At 69.5% G+C, this 16,581-nt stretch carries 16 protein-coding genes and 1 tRNA gene; 11 read left to right on the top strand and 6 right to left on the bottom strand.

The window, feature by feature from the left end; all coding sequences use genetic code 11:
- Window positions 1–164: 164 nt before the first annotated feature.
- The 3 genes from ACR5MH_RS14120 (at window position 165) to ACR5MH_RS14110 (ending at window position 3,018) form a co-directional block, all read left to right on the top strand.
- Complete coding sequence (locus ACR5MH_RS14120) at window positions 165–1,445, top strand: LCP family protein (protein WP_431347778.1); 1,281 nt, start codon at window positions 165–167, stop codon at window positions 1,443–1,445.
- A gap of 187 nt (window positions 1,446–1,632) precedes the next feature.
- Window positions 1,633–2,904 carry an MFS transporter gene (locus ACR5MH_RS14115; protein WP_431347777.1) on the top strand — a complete coding sequence of 424 codons (1,272 nt, stop codon included), beginning with the start codon at window positions 1,633–1,635 and terminating at the stop codon, window positions 2,902–2,904.
- A gap of 29 nt (window positions 2,905–2,933) precedes the next feature.
- Window positions 2,934–3,018, top strand: a tRNA-Ser gene (locus tag ACR5MH_RS14110).
- Window positions 3,019–3,703: 685 nt separating this feature from the next.
- Here ACR5MH_RS14110 and ACR5MH_RS14105 read toward each other — a convergent pair.
- Window positions 3,704–4,096 (bottom strand): hypothetical protein, encoded by a 393-nt coding sequence (locus ACR5MH_RS14105; RefSeq protein WP_431347776.1) that lies wholly within the window; start codon window positions 4,094–4,096, stop codon window positions 3,704–3,706.
- Here ACR5MH_RS14105 and ACR5MH_RS14100 point away from each other — a divergent pair.
- A complete protein-coding gene (locus tag ACR5MH_RS14100; protein WP_433861870.1) occupies window positions 4,095–5,081 on the top strand; it encodes a DMT family transporter in 987 nt (328 codons plus the stop codon). The two genes, ACR5MH_RS14105 and ACR5MH_RS14100, sit on opposite strands and share 2 nt — an antisense overlap.
- Before the next feature lie 90 nt (window positions 5,082–5,171).
- Window positions 5,172–5,339 carry a hypothetical protein gene (locus ACR5MH_RS14095; RefSeq protein ID WP_431347774.1) on the top strand — a complete coding sequence of 56 codons (168 nt, stop codon included), beginning with the start codon at window positions 5,172–5,174 and terminating at the stop codon, window positions 5,337–5,339.
- 113 nt (window positions 5,340–5,452) lie between these two features.
- On the opposite strand, the gene ACR5MH_RS14090 is transcribed toward ACR5MH_RS14095, so the two are convergent.
- Complete coding sequence (locus ACR5MH_RS14090) at window positions 5,453–5,923, bottom strand: MarR family winged helix-turn-helix transcriptional regulator (RefSeq protein WP_431347773.1); 471 nt, start codon at window positions 5,921–5,923, stop codon at window positions 5,453–5,455.
- A gap of 28 nt (window positions 5,924–5,951) precedes the next feature.
- Between ACR5MH_RS14090 and ACR5MH_RS14085 the strand changes: the two genes are divergently transcribed.
- The 3 genes from ACR5MH_RS14085 (at window position 5,952) to ACR5MH_RS14075 (ending at window position 8,551) form a co-directional block, all read left to right on the top strand.
- The gene (locus ACR5MH_RS14085; RefSeq protein WP_433861869.1) at window positions 5,952–6,923 is read left to right on the top strand and encodes an alpha/beta hydrolase; all 972 of its coding nucleotides are present in this window, start codon (window positions 5,952–5,954) and stop codon (window positions 6,921–6,923) included.
- Window positions 6,924–7,238: 315 nt separating this feature from the next.
- Complete coding sequence (locus tag ACR5MH_RS14080) at window positions 7,239–7,394, top strand: hypothetical protein (RefSeq protein WP_431347772.1); 156 nt, start codon at window positions 7,239–7,241, stop codon at window positions 7,392–7,394.
- Between the two features lie 44 nt (window positions 7,395–7,438).
- Window positions 7,439–8,551 (top strand): 5-methyltetrahydropteroyltriglutamate--homocysteine S-methyltransferase, encoded by a 1,113-nt coding sequence (locus tag ACR5MH_RS14075; protein WP_431347771.1) that lies wholly within the window; start codon window positions 7,439–7,441, stop codon window positions 8,549–8,551.
- A 139-nt stretch (window positions 8,552–8,690) separates the two neighbouring features.
- Here ACR5MH_RS14075 and ACR5MH_RS14070 read toward each other — a convergent pair whose 3' ends face one another.
- Complete coding sequence (locus ACR5MH_RS14070) at window positions 8,691–9,110, bottom strand: Hsp20/alpha crystallin family protein (protein WP_433861868.1); 420 nt, start codon at window positions 9,108–9,110, stop codon at window positions 8,691–8,693.
- Between the two features lie 405 nt (window positions 9,111–9,515).
- Here ACR5MH_RS14070 and ACR5MH_RS14065 point away from each other — a divergent pair, with 405 nt between their 5' ends.
- The gene (locus ACR5MH_RS14065; RefSeq protein ID WP_431347769.1) at window positions 9,516–9,791 is read left to right on the top strand and encodes a MerR family transcriptional regulator; all 276 of its coding nucleotides are present in this window, start codon (window positions 9,516–9,518) and stop codon (window positions 9,789–9,791) included.
- A gap of 37 nt (window positions 9,792–9,828) precedes the next feature.
- Here the strand turns inward: ACR5MH_RS14065 and ACR5MH_RS14060 are convergent, their stop codons facing one another.
- On the bottom strand, window positions 9,829–10,803 hold the full coding sequence (locus tag ACR5MH_RS14060) for an RNA polymerase subunit sigma-70 (protein ID WP_431349423.1): 975 nt from the start codon (window positions 10,801–10,803) through the stop codon (window positions 9,829–9,831).
- Between the two features lie 175 nt (window positions 10,804–10,978).
- Between ACR5MH_RS14060 and ACR5MH_RS14055 the strand changes: the two genes are divergently transcribed.
- Window positions 10,979–11,425: an SRPBCC family protein gene (locus tag ACR5MH_RS14055; RefSeq protein ID WP_431347768.1), complete on the top strand. Its 447-nt coding sequence runs from the start codon at window positions 10,979–10,981 to the stop codon at window positions 11,423–11,425.
- A 16-nt stretch (window positions 11,426–11,441) separates the two neighbouring features.
- Here ACR5MH_RS14055 and ACR5MH_RS14050 read toward each other — a convergent pair whose 3' ends face one another.
- Both ACR5MH_RS14050 and ACR5MH_RS14045 read right to left on the bottom strand, forming a co-directional pair.
- The gene (locus ACR5MH_RS14050) at window positions 11,442–12,296 is read right to left on the bottom strand and encodes a lipase family alpha/beta hydrolase (protein WP_431347767.1); all 855 of its coding nucleotides are present in this window, start codon (window positions 12,294–12,296) and stop codon (window positions 11,442–11,444) included.
- Between the two features lie 204 nt (window positions 12,297–12,500).
- Window positions 12,501–14,942, bottom strand: a complete 2,442-nt coding sequence (locus tag ACR5MH_RS14045; RefSeq protein WP_433861867.1) for a LamG-like jellyroll fold domain-containing protein — start codon at window positions 14,940–14,942, stop codon at window positions 12,501–12,503.
- 384 nt (window positions 14,943–15,326) lie between these two features.
- On the opposite strand from ACR5MH_RS14045, the gene ACR5MH_RS14040 reads away from it, so the two are divergent.
- A complete protein-coding gene (locus ACR5MH_RS14040; RefSeq protein ID WP_431347765.1) occupies window positions 15,327–16,337 on the top strand; it encodes a LacI family DNA-binding transcriptional regulator in 1,011 nt (336 codons plus the stop codon).
- Window positions 16,338–16,581: the final 244 nt, after the last annotated feature.

Below are 16,581 nucleotides of genomic sequence, written 5' to 3'. Positions count from 1 at the left end.
GCCGAATGTCGTCTTTCGCCGCGCCGAACGTGACATTCGTCACGAATCTCCGGCCTGACCTGGGGGTCGGGTGCCCAGAGGCTTTCCAGGCGGCCATGTCAGACTTGGGAACGGTGTGTGTGCTCTCAGGCGCCACCGTGACGACGTCCGACGAGAGGGAGTGAATGGACGAGATGCCCACCCGCGCCCAGGCGCGCGCGCAGGAGAAGTCGGCCGGCCCTTCGGTGGCTCGGCACGGACGCCTCAAGCGGCATCACCCGTTCAAGACCGTCGCAGCCCTGCTCATCGGGCTGCTCGCCGTGGTGGGCGTCAGCACCGCCGGCGTAGCGGCCTACGCGACGTACGACGTGGCCAGCAGCCTCAAGCCCGCGGTCAAGCTCGTGAATGCGAAGGGCAAGGTCGTCACGCCCGGCATCGGTGCGATGGACGGCGCGTTCAACGTCCTCCTCGCTGGTTCCGACTCCGGCGGCGGCAACAAGAGCTACGGCGACCGCGGCGAGAACCTCAACGACGTGACGATGCTGCTGCACGTGTCGGCCGACCACAAGAACGCCACCGTCGTCAGTTTCCCGCGCGACATGTACGTGCCGATCCCGTCCTGCCCGGACGGCAAAGGCGGCAGCTTCGACGCGATGAGCAGCCAGAAGATCAACAACTCGCTGAGCTACGGCGGCCTGGCCTGCACGGTCCTCACGGTCGAGAAGCTGACCGGTCTCGACATCCCGTACGCCGGCGTCATCCAGTTCGACGGCGTGATCGAGATGTCCAACGCGGTCGGCGGCGTGAATGTCTGCGTCGCGGGGGACATCAAGGACCCGTACACGGGCCTCGACGTGAAGGCCGGCGAGAACACCCTCCAGGGCGCGCCGGCGCTCGCGTTCCTGCGCACCCGGCACGGCGTCGGCGACGGATCGGACCTCGGCCGGATCAGCAACCAGCAGGTCTTCCTCTCGTCGCTCGTCCGCACGATCAAGAGCGCCGACACCCTTGCGAACCCGGTGAAGGTGTACGCGCTGGCCAAGGCGGCGACGAGCAACATCTCGCTCTCGGAGAGCCTCAACAGCCCGACCACCATCGCCTCCATGGCGATGGCGCTGAAGAACATCGACGTCTCAAAGGTCGTCTTCGTCCAGTACCCGAACCACTATCAGGGCGACGGCGTGGCACCCACCAAGGACGCCGCCGACACCCTGATGACGGCGCTCCAGGACGACAAGCCGGTCACCCTGACCGGAGACACCGGCGTCGGCTCGGAGGCGGCCCCGGGCGCCGCGACGCAGGCCCCGGCGGCGCCGTCCGCTCCGGCGACCCAAGCGCCCGCGGCTCCGGCTCCGACCGACACCTCGAGCGCTGCCCCGGGCGACGGATCGACCGTGCAGCTCCCGTCGGACGTACACGGCCAGACGGCCGCGCAGGTCACCTGCTCGAAGCCGTTCCAGGACTGACCCGCGGCGGGCGGGGGCCCGGGTGCGCCTGGCGGGAATGCATCCCCGTGGTGCACACTTGAATCCTGTGGAGGTTCGCCCTCCGCTCATAGTTCCCATCGTGTAACTACCTCGCGCCGGCCCGCCCGGCGGACCAAGGCGGCACTTGAAGCCCGCGGTCCGCCGCGGTGATGACAGAAGGCCAGGCATGACACGACCAGACACCACCCAGGCGGGCGTCGCCGCCGAGCCGGAGGCCCCGACCACGCTGGTCCGCGCCGCCGGCTTCTCCTACTTCCCCGTCGCGCTGCTGGCGCGCCTCCCTTACGCGATGATGGTCGTCGGCGTGCTGACCCTCGTCGTCTCGGCACGCGGCGAGCTGTCGCTCGGCGGCCTGACCTCCGCGATGGTCGGCCTCGGCACCGCCATCTTCGGCCCGCTGATCGGCGCCGCCGCCGACCGGATCGGCCAGCGCGGCGTCGTGCTCGCCGCGGGGATCGCGAACAGCGTCGTCCTGCTGGCGATGGCGTGGGTGGTCTTCAGCCCGGCGCCGGACGCGCTCGTGCTGCTCGTCGCGTTCCTGATCGGCGCGACCGCCCCGCAGGTCTCGCCGATGTCGCGCAGCCGCTTGGTCGGGATCATCGCCAGCCGCCTCCCCGGCGACCGGCACGCCGCGGTGCTCAACGGGACGATGGCATACGAGTCCGCCGCGGACGAGGTCGTGTTCGTCTTCGGCCCGTTCATCGTCGGCCTCCTCGCGACCACGCTGAACCCGGCCGCCCCGATCATCGGCGCCGCCGTGCTCACCGTGCTCTTCGTGACCGCGTTCGCCCTGCACCGCAGCGGCTCCTTCCACCCGACCGAGGCGGACGGCCTCCCAATGCGGCAGGCGCCCGCCCGGGAGCTTTTCCGGCCCGGTCTGATCGCGGTCACGGCCGGCGTGCTCGGGATGGGCCTGTTCTTCGGCTCGATGCTCACCGCCCTGACGTCGTTCCTGTCGGACTTCGGCCACCCGGAGCAGGCGGGCCTCGTCTACGGAGTGATGGGCATCGGCTCGGCCGCGCTCGCGCTCGGGGTGGCCTGGTTCCCGCTCCGGTTCGCGCTTCGCTGGCGCTGGCTGACGTTCGCCGCCGTCCTGGCGCTGTCGACGGCCGCGCTGCCCTTCGCGACCACCGTGCCGGGGATGATCCTGGTGCTGCTCGTCGCGGGCTTCGGCGTCGGCCCCACGCTCGTCACGCAGTACAGCTTCGGCGCCGAACGCAGCCCGGTCGGCCGCTCGGCGACGGTGATGACGATCCTCGGCTCGGCCGTGATCGTCGGCCAGTCGGCGTCATCGGCGCTGGTCGGCGCACTGGCGCAGAGCGCGGGCACGCACGCGGCCATGCTCGCCCCGGTCGCATCGGCCCTGGTCGTGCTGGCCGCGGGCCTGGCGAACGTATTCATCACCGGCCGCCGACCGTCGCCCGCCCGCGTTCGCTAGAATCGGTCGACGCCGGTACGCCGGCGCCGGGAGGGCTGTCCGAGCGGCCGATGGAGCCAGTCTTGAAAACTGGTGGGCAGAAATGTCTCGTGGGTTCGAATCCCACGCCCTCCGCCGTGTGATGAGTCGGGACATATGTTCCAGGTCATCGTCGAAGCGGTCGGCGTAGAGATCGAGGGTCATCGCAGCGGAGCCGTGGCCTTCGTCGGGAGTTCCGGGTTCGTGCGATCGAGTTGGTCCGGATCAGTGACCGCCCGCTCTCCCAGGTCGCCCGCGAGCTCGTGTCTTCGCTTCCCTCTCGGCGAGGGGCGGTATGCACTCGCGCGGGTGGGACGGAACTGTGGTCATCGGCCTTGCGTGGGCGTAACCTCGAATTGCGGGCTCCTCCCAGGCGTGTTTCCGCCAGCCGGTGGTGCTGATTCCGGGGCTTCTCGCACTACGGGTCGATGTGGTCGATCGGTGGAAGTGCGCTATGGCCGATCAGTTGTTCCCTGAAGACTCGCCGGATCAGGCCGAGCGGCGCATCGAGAGAGCTTGGCAGTCCTTGAGGTCATCTCGCCGGGATGACCCGGACCGAATTCAGAAGGCGCACGACGCCTACTTGTTGGACCCGACCAACGACGAATCGTCTTAGCGTTCTGAACCGCTGGAAGGCAGATCGTACCCACTCTGACGTGGGGCGGTGAACTGCGATTCCCAGCGAGGGCGTGGGCGAGGTTCGCAGCCGGTCGGGCGCGATCCTCGCCCTCGTCCCGAACTCGGATGATGGAGGACACCGCGGCTTCGTCCGCAGCCACGCTCAGTAGTCGTCGTACCACCAGCCGCGCCTCACGGCGATCCAGTGGAGGATGCGAAGCCCGAACGACTGCTGGAGTCCTCGGAGCCCGTGCAGTGCGGGTGGCGCCGGTCGTGCGCTCTGCCAGAGCAGGGTTCCCGCTTGCGCGGCGAGCCCTGCGTCGATGTCGTCCGGCGTGGCCGCTCCGAGGTCGGCGGCCCAGCAGTCGATGCTTTCGACCGGGCGCGTCGTGACGAGACCGGTGAGGAAGCTGAGCTTGTCAAACCAGGGCGTTGCGAGTCCGACCCACGGCCAGTCGACGAGCCACGCTCTGTTGTCGAGAGGGCAGCTCCGGCCGGCTCGGCGTGGGGAGTCAACCGCTCGACTTCGCGGCGGTCGCGGGTAGGTTCGCCGCATGAGTCTCAACCTCGTCACGTTGACGCCCGCCCAGTCCGCCGGGATCCCGGTGGCGCTGATCGGATCTGTGTTCCTGGCGGTCGGGGCCCAACTGCAGCAGCGCGGCGTGGCGAAGGTGGGCGATCAGCCCGCCGAGGGCAAGCGGAGCACTTTGGGGATCGGCCAACTTCTCGCTCTGGCGAGGCGACCGTCCTGGCTGCTGGGGACGGTGTGCCTGGGACTTGCGATCCTGTTCCAGCTGTTCAGCCTGTTCCTTGCGCCGCTGACTGTCGTCCAGCCGCTGGGTGCGCTGGCCTTGGTCATCACGGCCATCCTCAACGCCCGCGTGACCGAGGTGAAGCTCGACGGTCGCGCGGTGCGGGCGTTGGCGCTCTGCGTCGTGGGCGTAGGGCTGTTCGTCGGGGTCGCCGCGCTGACGACGACCACTCTGCCGATCCTGGAGCCGCAGCTGATCGCCGTGGTGGTCATCCTCGCTGTGGTACTGCTCGTGCTGGGTGTGTGCTTCGGGCTGCTGCGAAAGCGACTCACCCGGATCTTCTACGTGGTCGCCGCGGGGGTCTTGTTCGGGTTCGTGGCAACACTGGCTAAGGTGCTGATCGGCCGCATCCAGACCATCTTCCGTGCCCACTTCCATCTAGTGGCGGGCGATTGGCTCACCCTGGTCTGCCTGGTCGGGTTGCTCTCCGCGGCTATTCTCGGCACCTACTTCGTGCAGACTGCGTACTCGTCAGGATCCCCGGACGTCGTCGTCGCCGGCCTGACTGTGATCGACCCGATCGTCGGGGTGACGATCGGGGTCGCGGTTCTGGGCGAGGCGGCGCACGCACCGGTTTGGGCCGGTTTCGTGTTCGCGATCGCCGGGGTGCTTGCCATTGTCGGCGTCATCCAGGTATCGCGGAGCGGAGCCCGGTTGCACCCCGACGACGTCGAGCCGAGGAAGGGCTCGCCCAAGCCCCCGAACGAGCATCCGCTCGCGTCGGCGTAGAACCGCATGACGGGAGGGACGGACCGGGATGGCGGCCCTTCCGTCCGTGACAGCCATATGCTCGGTATGGCGTGAGCGTAGAGTGCGAGCATGTTGACAGCTATCGTGATCCTTCTGGTGCTTTGGGCCATCCTGGCGATTGTGGGGTTCGCGATCAAGGGCCTGCTCTGGCTGGCAATCATCGGGATCGTCCTGTTCGTCGGGACCGTGATCCTCGGGTTCGTCCGCCGATCGGCACGAAAGAAAAAGGCCCTGTGACATGTGAGACCAGGCATAGGCGCGAAGAGTGCGTTCACGCTGAACCAACGTCCAATTGGTCGACGCGCGACCCGGCGCCGGTTCGGTCCCGTACCGTCCGATAGCCCCGTCGCTCACCCGGCCGGTACCCCCACCGCGGCGCGTTCGAGCGACCTCCGGAGCGCGGTCAGCACCGCCCCGGCGGCGGTGAGCTGCTCGGGCGTTGCTGCGTCGGCGAGGATTTCGCCGAGCCGGTGGAGGAACGTCGTCTCGGCCGCGTCGACGACGGCGCGACCTTCGTCGGTGGTGGTGATGATCGTCGAGCGGCGGTTGGCAGGATTCGGGAGGCGGACGACGAGGCCCCTGCTCTCGAGTCGGTCCATCGCCTTGCTGACCGCGCCGACGCCGATGGCGAACTCGGCGGCCATGTCGGTGGTCCGGGCTCCATCGTGGTCGCGGATGTAGTGGAGGAACTCGTACTGCGAGGTCGTGATGCCGTGCCTCGCCCTCAGCTCGTCATTGAAGTGGTTGTACAAACGGGTTTCGCTGCGGACGAGGTCGGCGAAGAATGCTGCGTTCGCGGGGCTCGGTGCATGAGTTGCCATGGCATGAACTATACTTGGTTGCCTAGGCATGAACAGCCTGGGCAACTATCCGTTACTTCCCCGAGGGGGCCCCATGTCGCAGGAACAACGTCGGGCGCTGGATGAGCAGCTCCGCGCATCCGCGCCGCTGTTCGACCCGAACGTGTCGATCGACCAGCGGCGCGCGTCGATCCAGGAGGCGCGCGACGGTTTCGCCGCGCTCATGAAGACGATGCATGTGCCGGACGGCTTCCGCACCGCGGCGACCGAGCTGGCGGGCATCCGTGCGCTCCGATTCGATCGGGTCGGCACCGGACGACCCGGCACGATCCTCTTCTTCCATGGCGGCTCGTTCGTCGCAGGCTCACCCGAGACGCACCTGGGACTGACCGGGGAGCTGGCCGTCCGGACGGGCCGCACCGTTTTCTCCGTCGACTACCGTCTCGCGCCCGAACATCCTTTCCCGTCGGCGATCGAAGACACCACCGCCGCGTATCGCGCGCTCCTCGACACCGGACACGATCCCGGCAGCATCGTCTTCGCGGGTGACTCCGCAGGGGGCGGGCTCGCGGTCACGACGGCGCTGAGCGCCCGACGGCGCGGCCTCCCGATGCCGGGCGGCGTCGTCGCGTTCTCGCCCGGTCTCGACAACGCCGGCACGGGCGCGAGCAACCGCACCCGCGGCGCCGCCGACCCGATCCTCACCCGCGAGAGCGTTCAGCCCAACAGGGACCTCTACCGGGCGGGGGCGGACCCGGAGCAGGAGCTGCTGAACCCAGCGGACTACGCCGACATGACCGGGTTCCCGCCGCTCCTGCTCCAGGTCGGCACGAACGAGGTCCTGCTCGACGACTCCACACGCCTCGCCGAACGCGCCCGCGACGCGGACGTCGATGTGATCCTCGACGTCACCGCGGGTGTGCCGCATGTGTTCCAGACCTTCACGGGCCGGCTCGACGAAGCTGACCTCGCGCTCGAACGCGCGGCGCTCTTCATCGACCAGCGATTTCGTAGCTGCTGACCTCGATGGGGTGGGGGTCGTGTGGACGCTGTTGCCGCCAGGATGTTTTGGCGCACCTCACATTGCGCACAATTGAGTGAGTACTCGGCGGGGCTGCCATGGTGCTGTGGAGCGCAGGACAGAGTTCGAATCCCACGCCCTCCGCCGAGTCGGACGACCTGCCCTCGCCCCTGTCGCGGCTACCCCAGATCAGGCGCCACCAGTTTGAGGTATTTCGGGCGCCCTTCACGCGAGCGGATACTGATCCTGTTCGACCGCATTGAAGCGAAGACGCCGAACGCGCGCCGACACCCCGCCGCAGAAAGCCGACCCGAAATGCCGACCACAGAAACTATCGCCGCCGACCCGTCCGCGACCCTCGTCACAGACCGTTGCGGGTTCTTCGACAGCCCTCACGCCCACGTCTGGGAGTACACGAACGGGCACCTGGTGTGCGCGTTCTGCGACGAGAAGCGTCCGTTCACGACGTAGCCCGCTCCTGGTTCGACCGGGAAGCGATCGGCTAGCCTCGAGCCATGCCAACTCTGCCGTTCCGCGCCGACATCGTCGGCAGCTTCCTCCGTCCGCCCGAGCTCGCGAGGGCCCGCGACGAGTTCGCCTCTGGCGCGATCGATCGCGACGGACTGCGCGCGGCCGAGGATGTCGCGATCCGGGAGCTCGTGCTCAGCGAGGCGGAGGCGGCCCTGCAGGTCGCGACGGACGGCGAGTTCCGTCGAGCCTGGTGGCACTTCGACTTCTTCGGGCTGCTCGACGGCGTCGAAGTCGTCGAACTCGATCACGGCATCCAGTTCCAGGGCGTGCAGACGAAGCCCCGCGGCCTCGAAGTGACGGGGAAGATCGGGTTCGGCGACGACCATCCGTTCCAGTCGCACTTCCGGTCGCTGAAAGCGCTCGTCGAGAGCACCACCGGGGCCGTCCCCAAGTTCACGATCCCGGCGCCCACCGTCCTCGACTTCCGGCTGGAGCCAGGTCACATCTCGCCGTCGGCGTACGGCGGACGCGACGAACTCGTGGACGACCTCGTCGGCGCCTATCGCGACGCGCTCCGGGCGTTCTACGATGCCGGCGCGCGGTACCTGCAGTTCGACGACACCGCCTGGGCGTACCTCTGCTCGGACGCGGAGCTCGCCAAGGCGCGCGACAGGGGCATCGAGACGGACGGCATCGCCGAACGGTACTCGGCGATGCTGAACCGGATCCTCGAAGGCAGACCGGATGACCTCACGGTCACTACGCACGTCTGCCGTGGCAACTTCCGGTCGACGTGGATCTCGTCCGGCGGCTACGAGCCGGTCGCGGAGCAACTGCTCGGCAACACGCACTTCGACGGGTACTTCCTCGAATACGACAGCGAGCGCGCCGGCGGATTCGAGCCGCTCCGGTTCCTGCCGGAGGGAGACAAGCGGGTCGTGCTCGGCCTGATCACGTCGAAGACCGGTGCGCTGGAGGACCCCGACGTGATCAAGCGACGGATCGACCAGGCGGCCGGATTCGCGCCTCTCGGCCAGCTTGCGCTCAGCCCGCAGTGCGGCTTCGCCTCGACCGAGGAAGGGAACCTCCTGACCCGGGAGGAGCAGTGGGCGAAGGTGCGCGAGGTCGTGGACATCGCCGCCGACGTGTGGGGCTGAGTCCGGGGGCGCGCCCGCATGCGAAAGGGCGGCCGCCCCGTCGGGGGCGACCGCCCTGTGTTCGTGGCGAGCGAGGCGCGCCGCCCGCGTCACGCGGTCCGGCCTGCACCGGCGTGGAGCCCACTCGCCGGGCCGTCGTTCAGACGGTGACGGCCTTGTGGCTCTCGGACGCCGATCCGACGTTGACTTTGCGCGGCTTCGCCTTCTCGGCGATCGGGATCAGGACGCTGAGCACCCCGTTGTCGTAGCTGGCGCTGATGCCGTCGGTGTCGACGTCGTCGCCGATCGTGAACTGCCGCAGGTAGCTGCCGAACGGCCGCTCCTGGAGGAGCCAGCGGCTGTTCTGGCGCTCGCCCGCGGACCGCTGGGCGCGGATGCTCAGCAGGTGGCCGTCGAGGTCGATGTCGATGGATCCGGGGTCGATGCCCGGGAGGTCCGCGTTGAGCAGGTACTTGTCGCCTTCACGCGACAGGTCCACCGGCATCATGCGCGGCTGGCGGCTGGTGTCGAAGACGCTCTGGGCGATCCTGTCCAGCTGGCTGAAAGGATCGAACGACATGGCCATAAGTGTGAACTCCTTTCATCGTGGTGTGCGGTTGCCTGCGTGTCGGTTCCGCGTCGGCGGGCAGCGGGCCACGGCCCGGATGCGGGTGTCCGGTGCGCTCCGGGGCGGTCGATGCGTCGGCCGGTGCCGCCGTGCGGATGTCGAGGAGCGCGGGCCGGAGGCGCCGACGCGAACGGGAGGCTCCAAGCGGGAGCGGGCGACGAGCGCGGCGAATTCGGCGTCCAGCCATTCCGAGTCGGAGCAGATCAGGTCTGCGAACCCTGCCGTGGCCGCATCGGTCGCCGTCTGCATCTCGAAGCCTCCCTATCCTGCTCATCAATGAGATTACCTACAGCGCTAGCTATAGATTTAATACACCTCCCGCTTGACAGATCTTCCGATTAACAGCAAACTTTGAGGATGACGGACCGGCCGGGGAACACCCCGCTCTACAGCATCGCCGTGGCCGCGCAGCTTGCGGAACTCCCCGCGGCGACGCTGCGGCTGTATGAGGAGAAGGGTCTCGTCACTCCCGCCCGCACGGAGGGCGGTACGCGCCGGTACAGCGACGACGACATTGCCGCGATCCGCGAGGTGGCCGTGCTGCAGGGCGACGGGATCAACCTGGCCGGCGTCGGCCGGGTGCTCGAACTGCAGGCCGAGAACGCCGAGCTCCGCCGGCGGCTCGACCGCTGACGACTTCGGCTCGTTCGGCCGACGCGAGTGCGCCGGGTCACCCCTCCCACCGCCGCGGCAACCCCAGCCATGCCCCGGCCCCCGGGTCGAAGTGCGTCACCTCGCTCACCCGACCTCCAGTGACCCCCACCACCAGAACCCCCACCAGGTGCAGTCCGCCCGACACCGGGTCGCGCACGTACTCGCCCCAGGCCGGCTGCCCGTTCGCGCCGGTCGGCACCATCCTCTCGATCGTGCGGCGGTGGCCGGTCATCGGCCCGAAGAACGCCGCCGCCGCGGCGGGGCCGTGGTACTCGAACGGCAGCGGGGGCATCCGGACCCAGACGTCGTCCGTCATCAGGGCGACCAGGTCTCGGACCGCGCCGGCGGTGAAAGCGGTGACGAAGCGGTCGAGCAGTTCCGGGTCGGGGTTGAACGCGCCGAGCGTGGGCGGCGCGTCCGCCAGCGCGCCGCGGGCGCGCTTGAGCGAGCCGTTCAGGGAGTCGACTGTGATGTCCAGGAGGTCGGCGGCCTCCGCCGCGGGGTAGCCGAGCACGTCGCGGAGGATGAGGGCCGCACGCTGGGCGGGTGGCAACAGTTGCAGGGCGCGGGTGAAGGCCAGGGTGATCGCCTCCCGGGACTCGTAGCGGGCCTCCGGGCCGGGCGTCGAGTCGGGGAGGCCGTCGAGCAGCGTGTCCGGGTACGGCTCCAGCCAGGACACCTCGCCGAACGCGGTCGGTCGGGCGACGGGAGGCTGCACCTCGATCGGGCGGCGGCGTCCGGCGCGGAGCATGTTGAGGCACTGGTTCGTCGCGATGCGGTAGAGCCAGGTGCGCAGCGACGAGCGGCCCTCGAAACCCGGTAGCCCGAGCCACGCGCTGAGGAGGGTGTCCTGCACCGCGTCCTCGGCGTCCTGCACCGAGCCGAGCATCCGGTAGCAGTGCACGTGCAGCTCGTGGCGATGCGGTTCGGTGAGCGCGTCGAAGGCGGAGCGGTCGCCGTCGAGCGCCGCGTGCAGCAGATCCTCGTTCATGGTCACCGTGCCCTCCCGGCGATCCGATTCTGGTCGCCCGCCTCCCCTGTGTCGACACCCGGGAGGACGCGAACCGGTCGCAGAAGGCGTGACCGGTTTCGGGCCCGCGCGGCGTCTATCCGGCTGAATCGATGAGAGGGCGGGACCGAGACCCGCGCCGCGAACGGAGAACCCCATGACAACACACACCGCTGCCGACTACACCACCACGCTCGACCTCGACCGGAGCCCGGGAGACGTCACCGCGGCCATCGCGGACGTCGGCCGCTGGTGGCTCGGCGACGTGAGCGGCGACGCCGACCGGGTGGGCGCCGAGTTCACCTACCGCTACCGCGACCTCCACGACAGCACGCAGCGCGTCACGGTGCTCGAGCCGGGCCGCCGCGTCGTCTGGGACGTGATCGACAGCGAGCTCGGCTTCGTGGAGGAGCCCGACCCGTGGACCGGCACGCGGATCGTGTTCGACCTCCAGCCGCACGGCGACGGGACGCGCCTGACCTTCACGCACGAGGGCCTGACGCCGGCGAAGGAGTGCTACGGCGCGTGCTCCGCGGGGTGGGACCACTTCGTCGTCGGCAGCCTGCGCCGGTTCGTGGAGACCGGCGCAGGCGTGCCGCTGTGACGGAGGCCGCCGCCGATCAGCCCAGGCAGTTCGGCTGGTAGGCCGGGTCGGCGGGGCCCTTCGGCACGCTCAGCGCCTCCAGCACGAGCTGCTGCACGACCGGGTCGTTGGGTGTCTGGTCGTGCTCGATCGGGTCGGCGGGGCACTTGTCCTGGATGACGGTGTTGGTGACCTGCGACGGGGCGCCGCTCAGTGCCTGGCTCTGATAGGGCGTCACCACCTCGTCGTGCGTGGTCGAGATGACGGTGTAGCTCGGTCCCTCGACGGTGTCGCCGATCGAGTTCAGCTTCTGCAGGAACGCCGAGCCGGCGGTCTGGTCGGCGCACGCCGGGCACGCCGTGGGGGAGGCGCTCGTGAGCGCAGGCAGGCCGTCCGGGCCGGGGACGATCACACCCTGGGTGCCGTGGTTGGACGGCGCGATGCCGATCAGCTGGTGCACCTTCGGCGCACCGCCGAGGAAGCCCAGGTAGTAGCGCGGCATCATCCCGCCCTGGCTGTGCCCGACGAGGTCGACCTGCCGGGCCTTGGTCGCGGCGAGCACGGCGTCCACGAACGGTGAGAGCTGCTGCGCGGACTGGGCGATCGGGCCGGACGCGTCCACGCCGTTGTACTGCCCGTAGTCCAGCGCGAACACGCAGTAGCCCGCCTGCTTCAGCACCGGCGACATGGTGGACCAGTTCTTCGCCATGCTCTCGAACGTCCCGGGAACCAGGATCACCGGGTACGGGTGGGCGGCCGACGGCACGCACGACCAGTCGTTGGCGCCCGGGGGAGAGACGGAGACCGTGTCCGCCTGCGCGGGCAGGGCGATCGCCAGCGACCCGAGGGCCGCCGCGGCGGCGGCGACGAACAGCTTCTTCAGTAACGACATCGGTACCTCTTCCTGTGCGCCCGGTGGTGGGGACTCGGGGTGGTTCCGCCGCGGACGCGAGTGATGCCGCGACACGGTAGACGCCGTGCTCGCAGGGTCAAGCGGCTCGCAGGGCTCCGGGAGGCTTCGCCCAGGTGTTGCGCAGGTGAGGAAGACGGGGAGGGGACGGCGGCTGCGCGCCGCCCCTCCCCGTCGTCGGTCGCGTCAGCCGGCCACCGGCGTCAGCGTCCAGAAGTGGTCCGCCGTCGCCGTGTCCGACGCGGTGGTGGAGGTTGCGCTCGCCGTCCCCACGACCAGCGAGCCGTTGAGGCCGTGGCCGGAGGAGTCGACGATCGTGGTGCCGCCGGCCTCGTCGAAGGCGTAGTGCGCGACGTCGCCGCTTCCGGCCGTGCCCGAGGCGAGCGCCGCGATGTCCGACGCGCTGAGAGCCCGCGAGTAGATGTTCACGTCGTCCACCTTCGCGTCGAGCGCCGGGTCGTTGTACTGCGACTTGCCGATCCAGTCGTTCGGCGTCGCGCCGAGCGCGGCCGGGTGCACCGTCATGTTCGCGTTGGTGCCGACGACCTGGCCGTTCACGTACAGGGTCCCGGTCGTCCCCGACAGGGTGACCGTGACCAGCGACCACTGTCCGACGGGCAGCACGCTCGTGGCGTCGATCCGCTGCTCGGCGCCCGGGCCTCCCGTCGTGATGGCGAAGCGGAGGCCGGCGCCCGAGTTCACGGTCAGGAACATGTTGGTGCCCGGGCCGTTGCCGAAGTCGAACACGCGCGACCAGGTGGTGTTCGCCGACGGGTCCACCCAGGCGGAGACCGTATAGTCGCCGCCCAGCCCGCTGACGATGCCGGCAGGCAGCGACACGTAGGACGCCGTGTGACAGAAGTCGAGCGCGGTGCCGACCCGTCCGGGCGCGCGCGGCCCGTCGACGGCGCAGGTCGGGGCGCCGTCGGTCCACTGGACCACGGACGCGCCGGGCGCGGTGCTCATCGTGGACACCGCGAGAACCAGCCCACTGCCCGCGTTCGCGAGCTTGACACGGCCGTTCGCGGCCGGGATGACCTGCCAGAGCTGGTCGTCGCCTCCGGTGTCCGCTCCGACGACGACCTGCGCGCCGTTCGCCGTGGACGCCGACTGCACCCCGAGCACCGCGTGGGTCGCGCCGTTCACGACCTTGTAGAGACCGTTCCCGCTGTACACGAGCTTCCAGGTCTGGCTCGCGCCGCCGGTGGCCGCCGCCTGGTCGGCCGTCGTGCCGGCGGTGTCGAGGGCGAGTCCGCTGTTGCCGTTGGTGAGCGTGTACTGGCCGTTGAGATTCGTGATGGTGTTCGGGCGGGTGATGACGAGGTGATACCCGTAGGCGGCGTTCATGGCGACCGGCACGGTGATCGAGCCGTCCGGGCCGACGTGGTACAGCGTGTTCGAGATGGTGATCGGCGCGGCGGTCGGCGTCGTGCGCCCGTACGACGGCGTGTACTCCAGCTTGACGCCGACGGCGTTGCCGAACGCGAGCGCGTTGAGACCGTCCACACGGATGGCCGCCGCGCCGCTTCCGCCGCCCGCGATGACATCCACCTCGGACTTGTCGGCGGCGACGGAAGCCGCGCCGTCCAGCCCGGCGGAGGCCGGCGGGGCCGTGGTGACCATGTTGCCGCTCATGTCGCCGTACCACTTGTAGAGCCAGTACGAGCCGTTGGGCGACCCGCCGGTGTCGGTGAGGGTGTCGCCGAGCGTGCCGTAGTGGTTCCAGAAGGCGAGCTCGGCGTTGTCCACGCCGTAACGCTCGAACTTGGCGATGTACCCGACCAGCGGCCCGGGGACGCCGATCTCGGACGGCGTCGCGTACTCCTCGATGGCGATCGGCCGCGGGGCGATGCCGAGGCTCTTCTCGATCGCTTCGACCTTCGCGATGTCGCCCTGGATATGGGACGAGCTCTCCAGCTCGTGCCAGGCGATGATGTCGGGCACCGTGTTCGTGGCGACGGCGTTGGCGAGGAAGCTCTGCATCCCGCTGATGTTGTCGGAGTAGCTGGGGCCCTGGATCGGGGTGGTGCTGTCGAGCGAGCGGACCTCCCGGTAGGTGCGCGTCCAGGCGTCGTTGAAGGAGCCGGCCTTGGCGGTGTTCCAGGTCCAGTCCGGCTCGTTCCAGAGCGCGTAGGCGGAGATGTTCGTCGCGCCGGAGGCCTGCACGGCCTTCACCTGCGTGTCGACCGCGCCCAGCCAGTCGCTCCAGCTCATCCACTTGTACGGGAAGTCGGGGTACCAGTCGGACATCCGGACGACGACCTTGGCCCCGGCCTTCGCCGCCTCGGGCGCGACGACCAGCGCGTCGCCCGCGGGGCTCGGCTCGCCGTTGGGGAGCTGGTGTCCGCCAGGCGCCATCTGGACGAACGTGTTGGGTTTGATCGCCTGCACCAGCGAGTCTGAGGGGACGGTGCCGCTCGCGAGGCCGTAGAGGGAGCCGGTGGCCACGTGCGTGACCGGGCGGAACGGCTGGTCGGCGTGGACTTCCAGGGTGGAGGCCGCGCCGGGGAGCGCGACGGCCGGGGCGGCTGCCAGGGCGGCGCCGGATGCTCCGAGGGCGAACGCGGCGAGCGTGGCCGTCAAGGCTGTCGGCGACCACCTCCTGCGAGGTGTTGTGCGTGACGTCATCTTGTGTTCTCCGTTGATCCGATGAGTGAGCGGTGTTCGAACCGGTTCGATAACTCCGAGTCGGCTGCGAGCTGCCGGATTGAGGAGGGAATCGGACGAATGGCCGTGGCCAGCACCGTAACAGCACGATTTCCGGAGGTCAAGAGACTCAGCGAACCGGTTCGACAACCCACGGGCGCGCACTCGTGCCGAACGCGCCCGACGCACCCCCGCGATTCGTGCCGAATCGCGCGAATCCGCGGGCGAGAGCCGCGATTCGTGCCGAATGTGCGCGGCGGTGCCGGCCGCGATTCGTGCCGAATCGTGGGAATGCGCGGGTGGGAGCCGCGATTCGTGCCGAATGCGCGTGCGAGAATCGTGGTCGACCCGGCGAAGGAGGCTCGAGTGGCAACGATCGGCGACGTCGCCAGGGCCGCAGGCGTCTCGCGAAGCACGGTGTCGTACGCGCTGTCGGGCAAACGCGTCATCTCCGAGGAGACGCGGCAGCGCATCGAGGAGGCCATCCAGGTCCTCGGCTTCACGCCCAACGCCGGCGCCCGCGCCCTTGCCACCGCGCACACCAACGTGCTGGGGCTGTACCTCCAGTTCCAGGAGGACGAGTTCGCCCCCGCGATGCTGCAGTACGTCCTCCCGGTGTCGACGACGGCGCGCGCGGCGGGCTACGACCTCCTGATGGTCACCGACACGGACCTCGTCGGGGCGATCCGCCGGACCACCTCCTCGGCCATGGTCGATGGCGTCGTCCTGCTCGACGTCACCTACGACGACGTGCGGCTCGAGCCGCTGCGCGACGCCGCGCAACCCGCGGTCCTGATCGGTTATGCGCGGGATTCCGCGGGTTTCGACTCGTTCGACCTCGATTTCGGGGAGGCGGCGCGGATGGCCGTCGACCACCTCGCGGAGCGAGGTCACCGCGAACTGCTGCTGGTCACCCCGCCCGGCCATGTGGCGGACCGCGGCGGCTCCTATGTGTGGCGCTTCCGGGACGCGGCCCTCGAGCGGGCCGCCCGGTACGGCCTGCGGCTGAGCGTCCATGCCGGCGACTCGCGTCAACCCGGGATCACCGAGGAACTGGATCGCGCGTTCGGCGACCACCCCGAGGCCACCGCGCTGATCGTGCACAACGACGCGACCATCGCGGCGCTGCCGCGGTACCTCGGCGATCGCGGGATCCGCGTACCCGACGACCTGTCGGTGGTGGGCGTCTTCTCGCAGGACTTCGGGCAGGCGTTCTCGCTGCCGTACACGGCCGTGGAGTCGCTACCCGACCGGCTCGGCGAGCTCGCCGTCGAGCAGCTCGTGCGGCGCATTGCCGACCCGGCGACCGCCGGCGCACCGATCGTGCGCCTCATCGAGCCCGGCTTCACCGACCGGGGCAGCACCCGCGCGCTCTGACGAACGACCCCATTCGTGCCGAATGTCGCGGTTGGGCGCGCATTTCATGCATTCGCGCGGAAACGCGCGTCGGTGGCTTTTCATGCATTCGTGCGAATCGGGGCGTTGGGCGGCGGGCTTTTCGTGCATTCGTGCGGAATCGCCGCGTCGAGGCGCGCGGGATTCGTGCCGAATGCGGCGTTTGGGGCGCCGTTTCACCACATTCGGGCCGAATCGGGGCGAGGAGAGGGGATTAGCGAACCGC

The sequence above is a fragment of the Streptomyces sp. L7 genome (assembly GCF_050990935.1).
Lineage (GTDB): Bacteria > Actinomycetota > Actinomycetes > Actinomycetales > Microbacteriaceae > Leifsonia.
Note: the sequence above shows the minus strand (reverse complement) of the source record. Positions and strands in the feature narration are given on the sequence as shown.

Coding starts and splice junctions, on each gene's coding strand:
- ACR5MH_RS14120 (WP_431347778.1), top strand. CDS start 165: ATGGACGAGATGCCCACCCGCGCCCAGGCGCGCGCGCAGGAGAAGTCG.
- ACR5MH_RS14115 (WP_431347777.1), top strand. CDS start 1,633: ATGACACGACCAGACACCACCCAGGCGGGCGTCGCCGCCGAGCCGGAG.
- ACR5MH_RS14100 (WP_433861870.1), top strand. CDS start 4,095: ATGAGTCTCAACCTCGTCACGTTGACGCCCGCCCAGTCCGCCGGGATC.
- ACR5MH_RS14105 (WP_431347776.1), bottom strand. CDS start 4,096: ATGCGGCGAACCTACCCGCGACCGCCGCGAAGTCGAGCGGTTGACTCC.
- ACR5MH_RS14095 (WP_431347774.1), top strand. CDS start 5,172: ATGTTGACAGCTATCGTGATCCTTCTGGTGCTTTGGGCCATCCTGGCG.
- ACR5MH_RS14090 (WP_431347773.1), bottom strand. CDS start 5,923: ATGGCAACTCATGCACCGAGCCCCGCGAACGCAGCATTCTTCGCCGAC.
- ACR5MH_RS14085 (WP_433861869.1), top strand. CDS start 5,952: ATGAACAGCCTGGGCAACTATCCGTTACTTCCCCGAGGGGGCCCCATG.
- ACR5MH_RS14080 (WP_431347772.1), top strand. CDS start 7,239: ATGCCGACCACAGAAACTATCGCCGCCGACCCGTCCGCGACCCTCGTC.
- ACR5MH_RS14075 (WP_431347771.1), top strand. CDS start 7,439: ATGCCAACTCTGCCGTTCCGCGCCGACATCGTCGGCAGCTTCCTCCGT.
- ACR5MH_RS14070 (WP_433861868.1), bottom strand. CDS start 9,110: ATGTCGTTCGATCCTTTCAGCCAGCTGGACAGGATCGCCCAGAGCGTC.
- ACR5MH_RS14065 (WP_431347769.1), top strand. CDS start 9,516: ATGACGGACCGGCCGGGGAACACCCCGCTCTACAGCATCGCCGTGGCC.
- ACR5MH_RS14060 (WP_431349423.1), bottom strand. CDS start 10,803: ATGAACGAGGATCTGCTGCACGCGGCGCTCGACGGCGACCGCTCCGCC.
- ACR5MH_RS14055 (WP_431347768.1), top strand. CDS start 10,979: ATGACAACACACACCGCTGCCGACTACACCACCACGCTCGACCTCGAC.
- ACR5MH_RS14050 (WP_431347767.1), bottom strand. CDS start 12,296: ATGTCGTTACTGAAGAAGCTGTTCGTCGCCGCCGCCGCGGCGGCCCTC.
- ACR5MH_RS14045 (WP_433861867.1), bottom strand. CDS start 14,942: ATGACGTCACGCACAACACCTCGCAGGAGGTGGTCGCCGACAGCCTTG.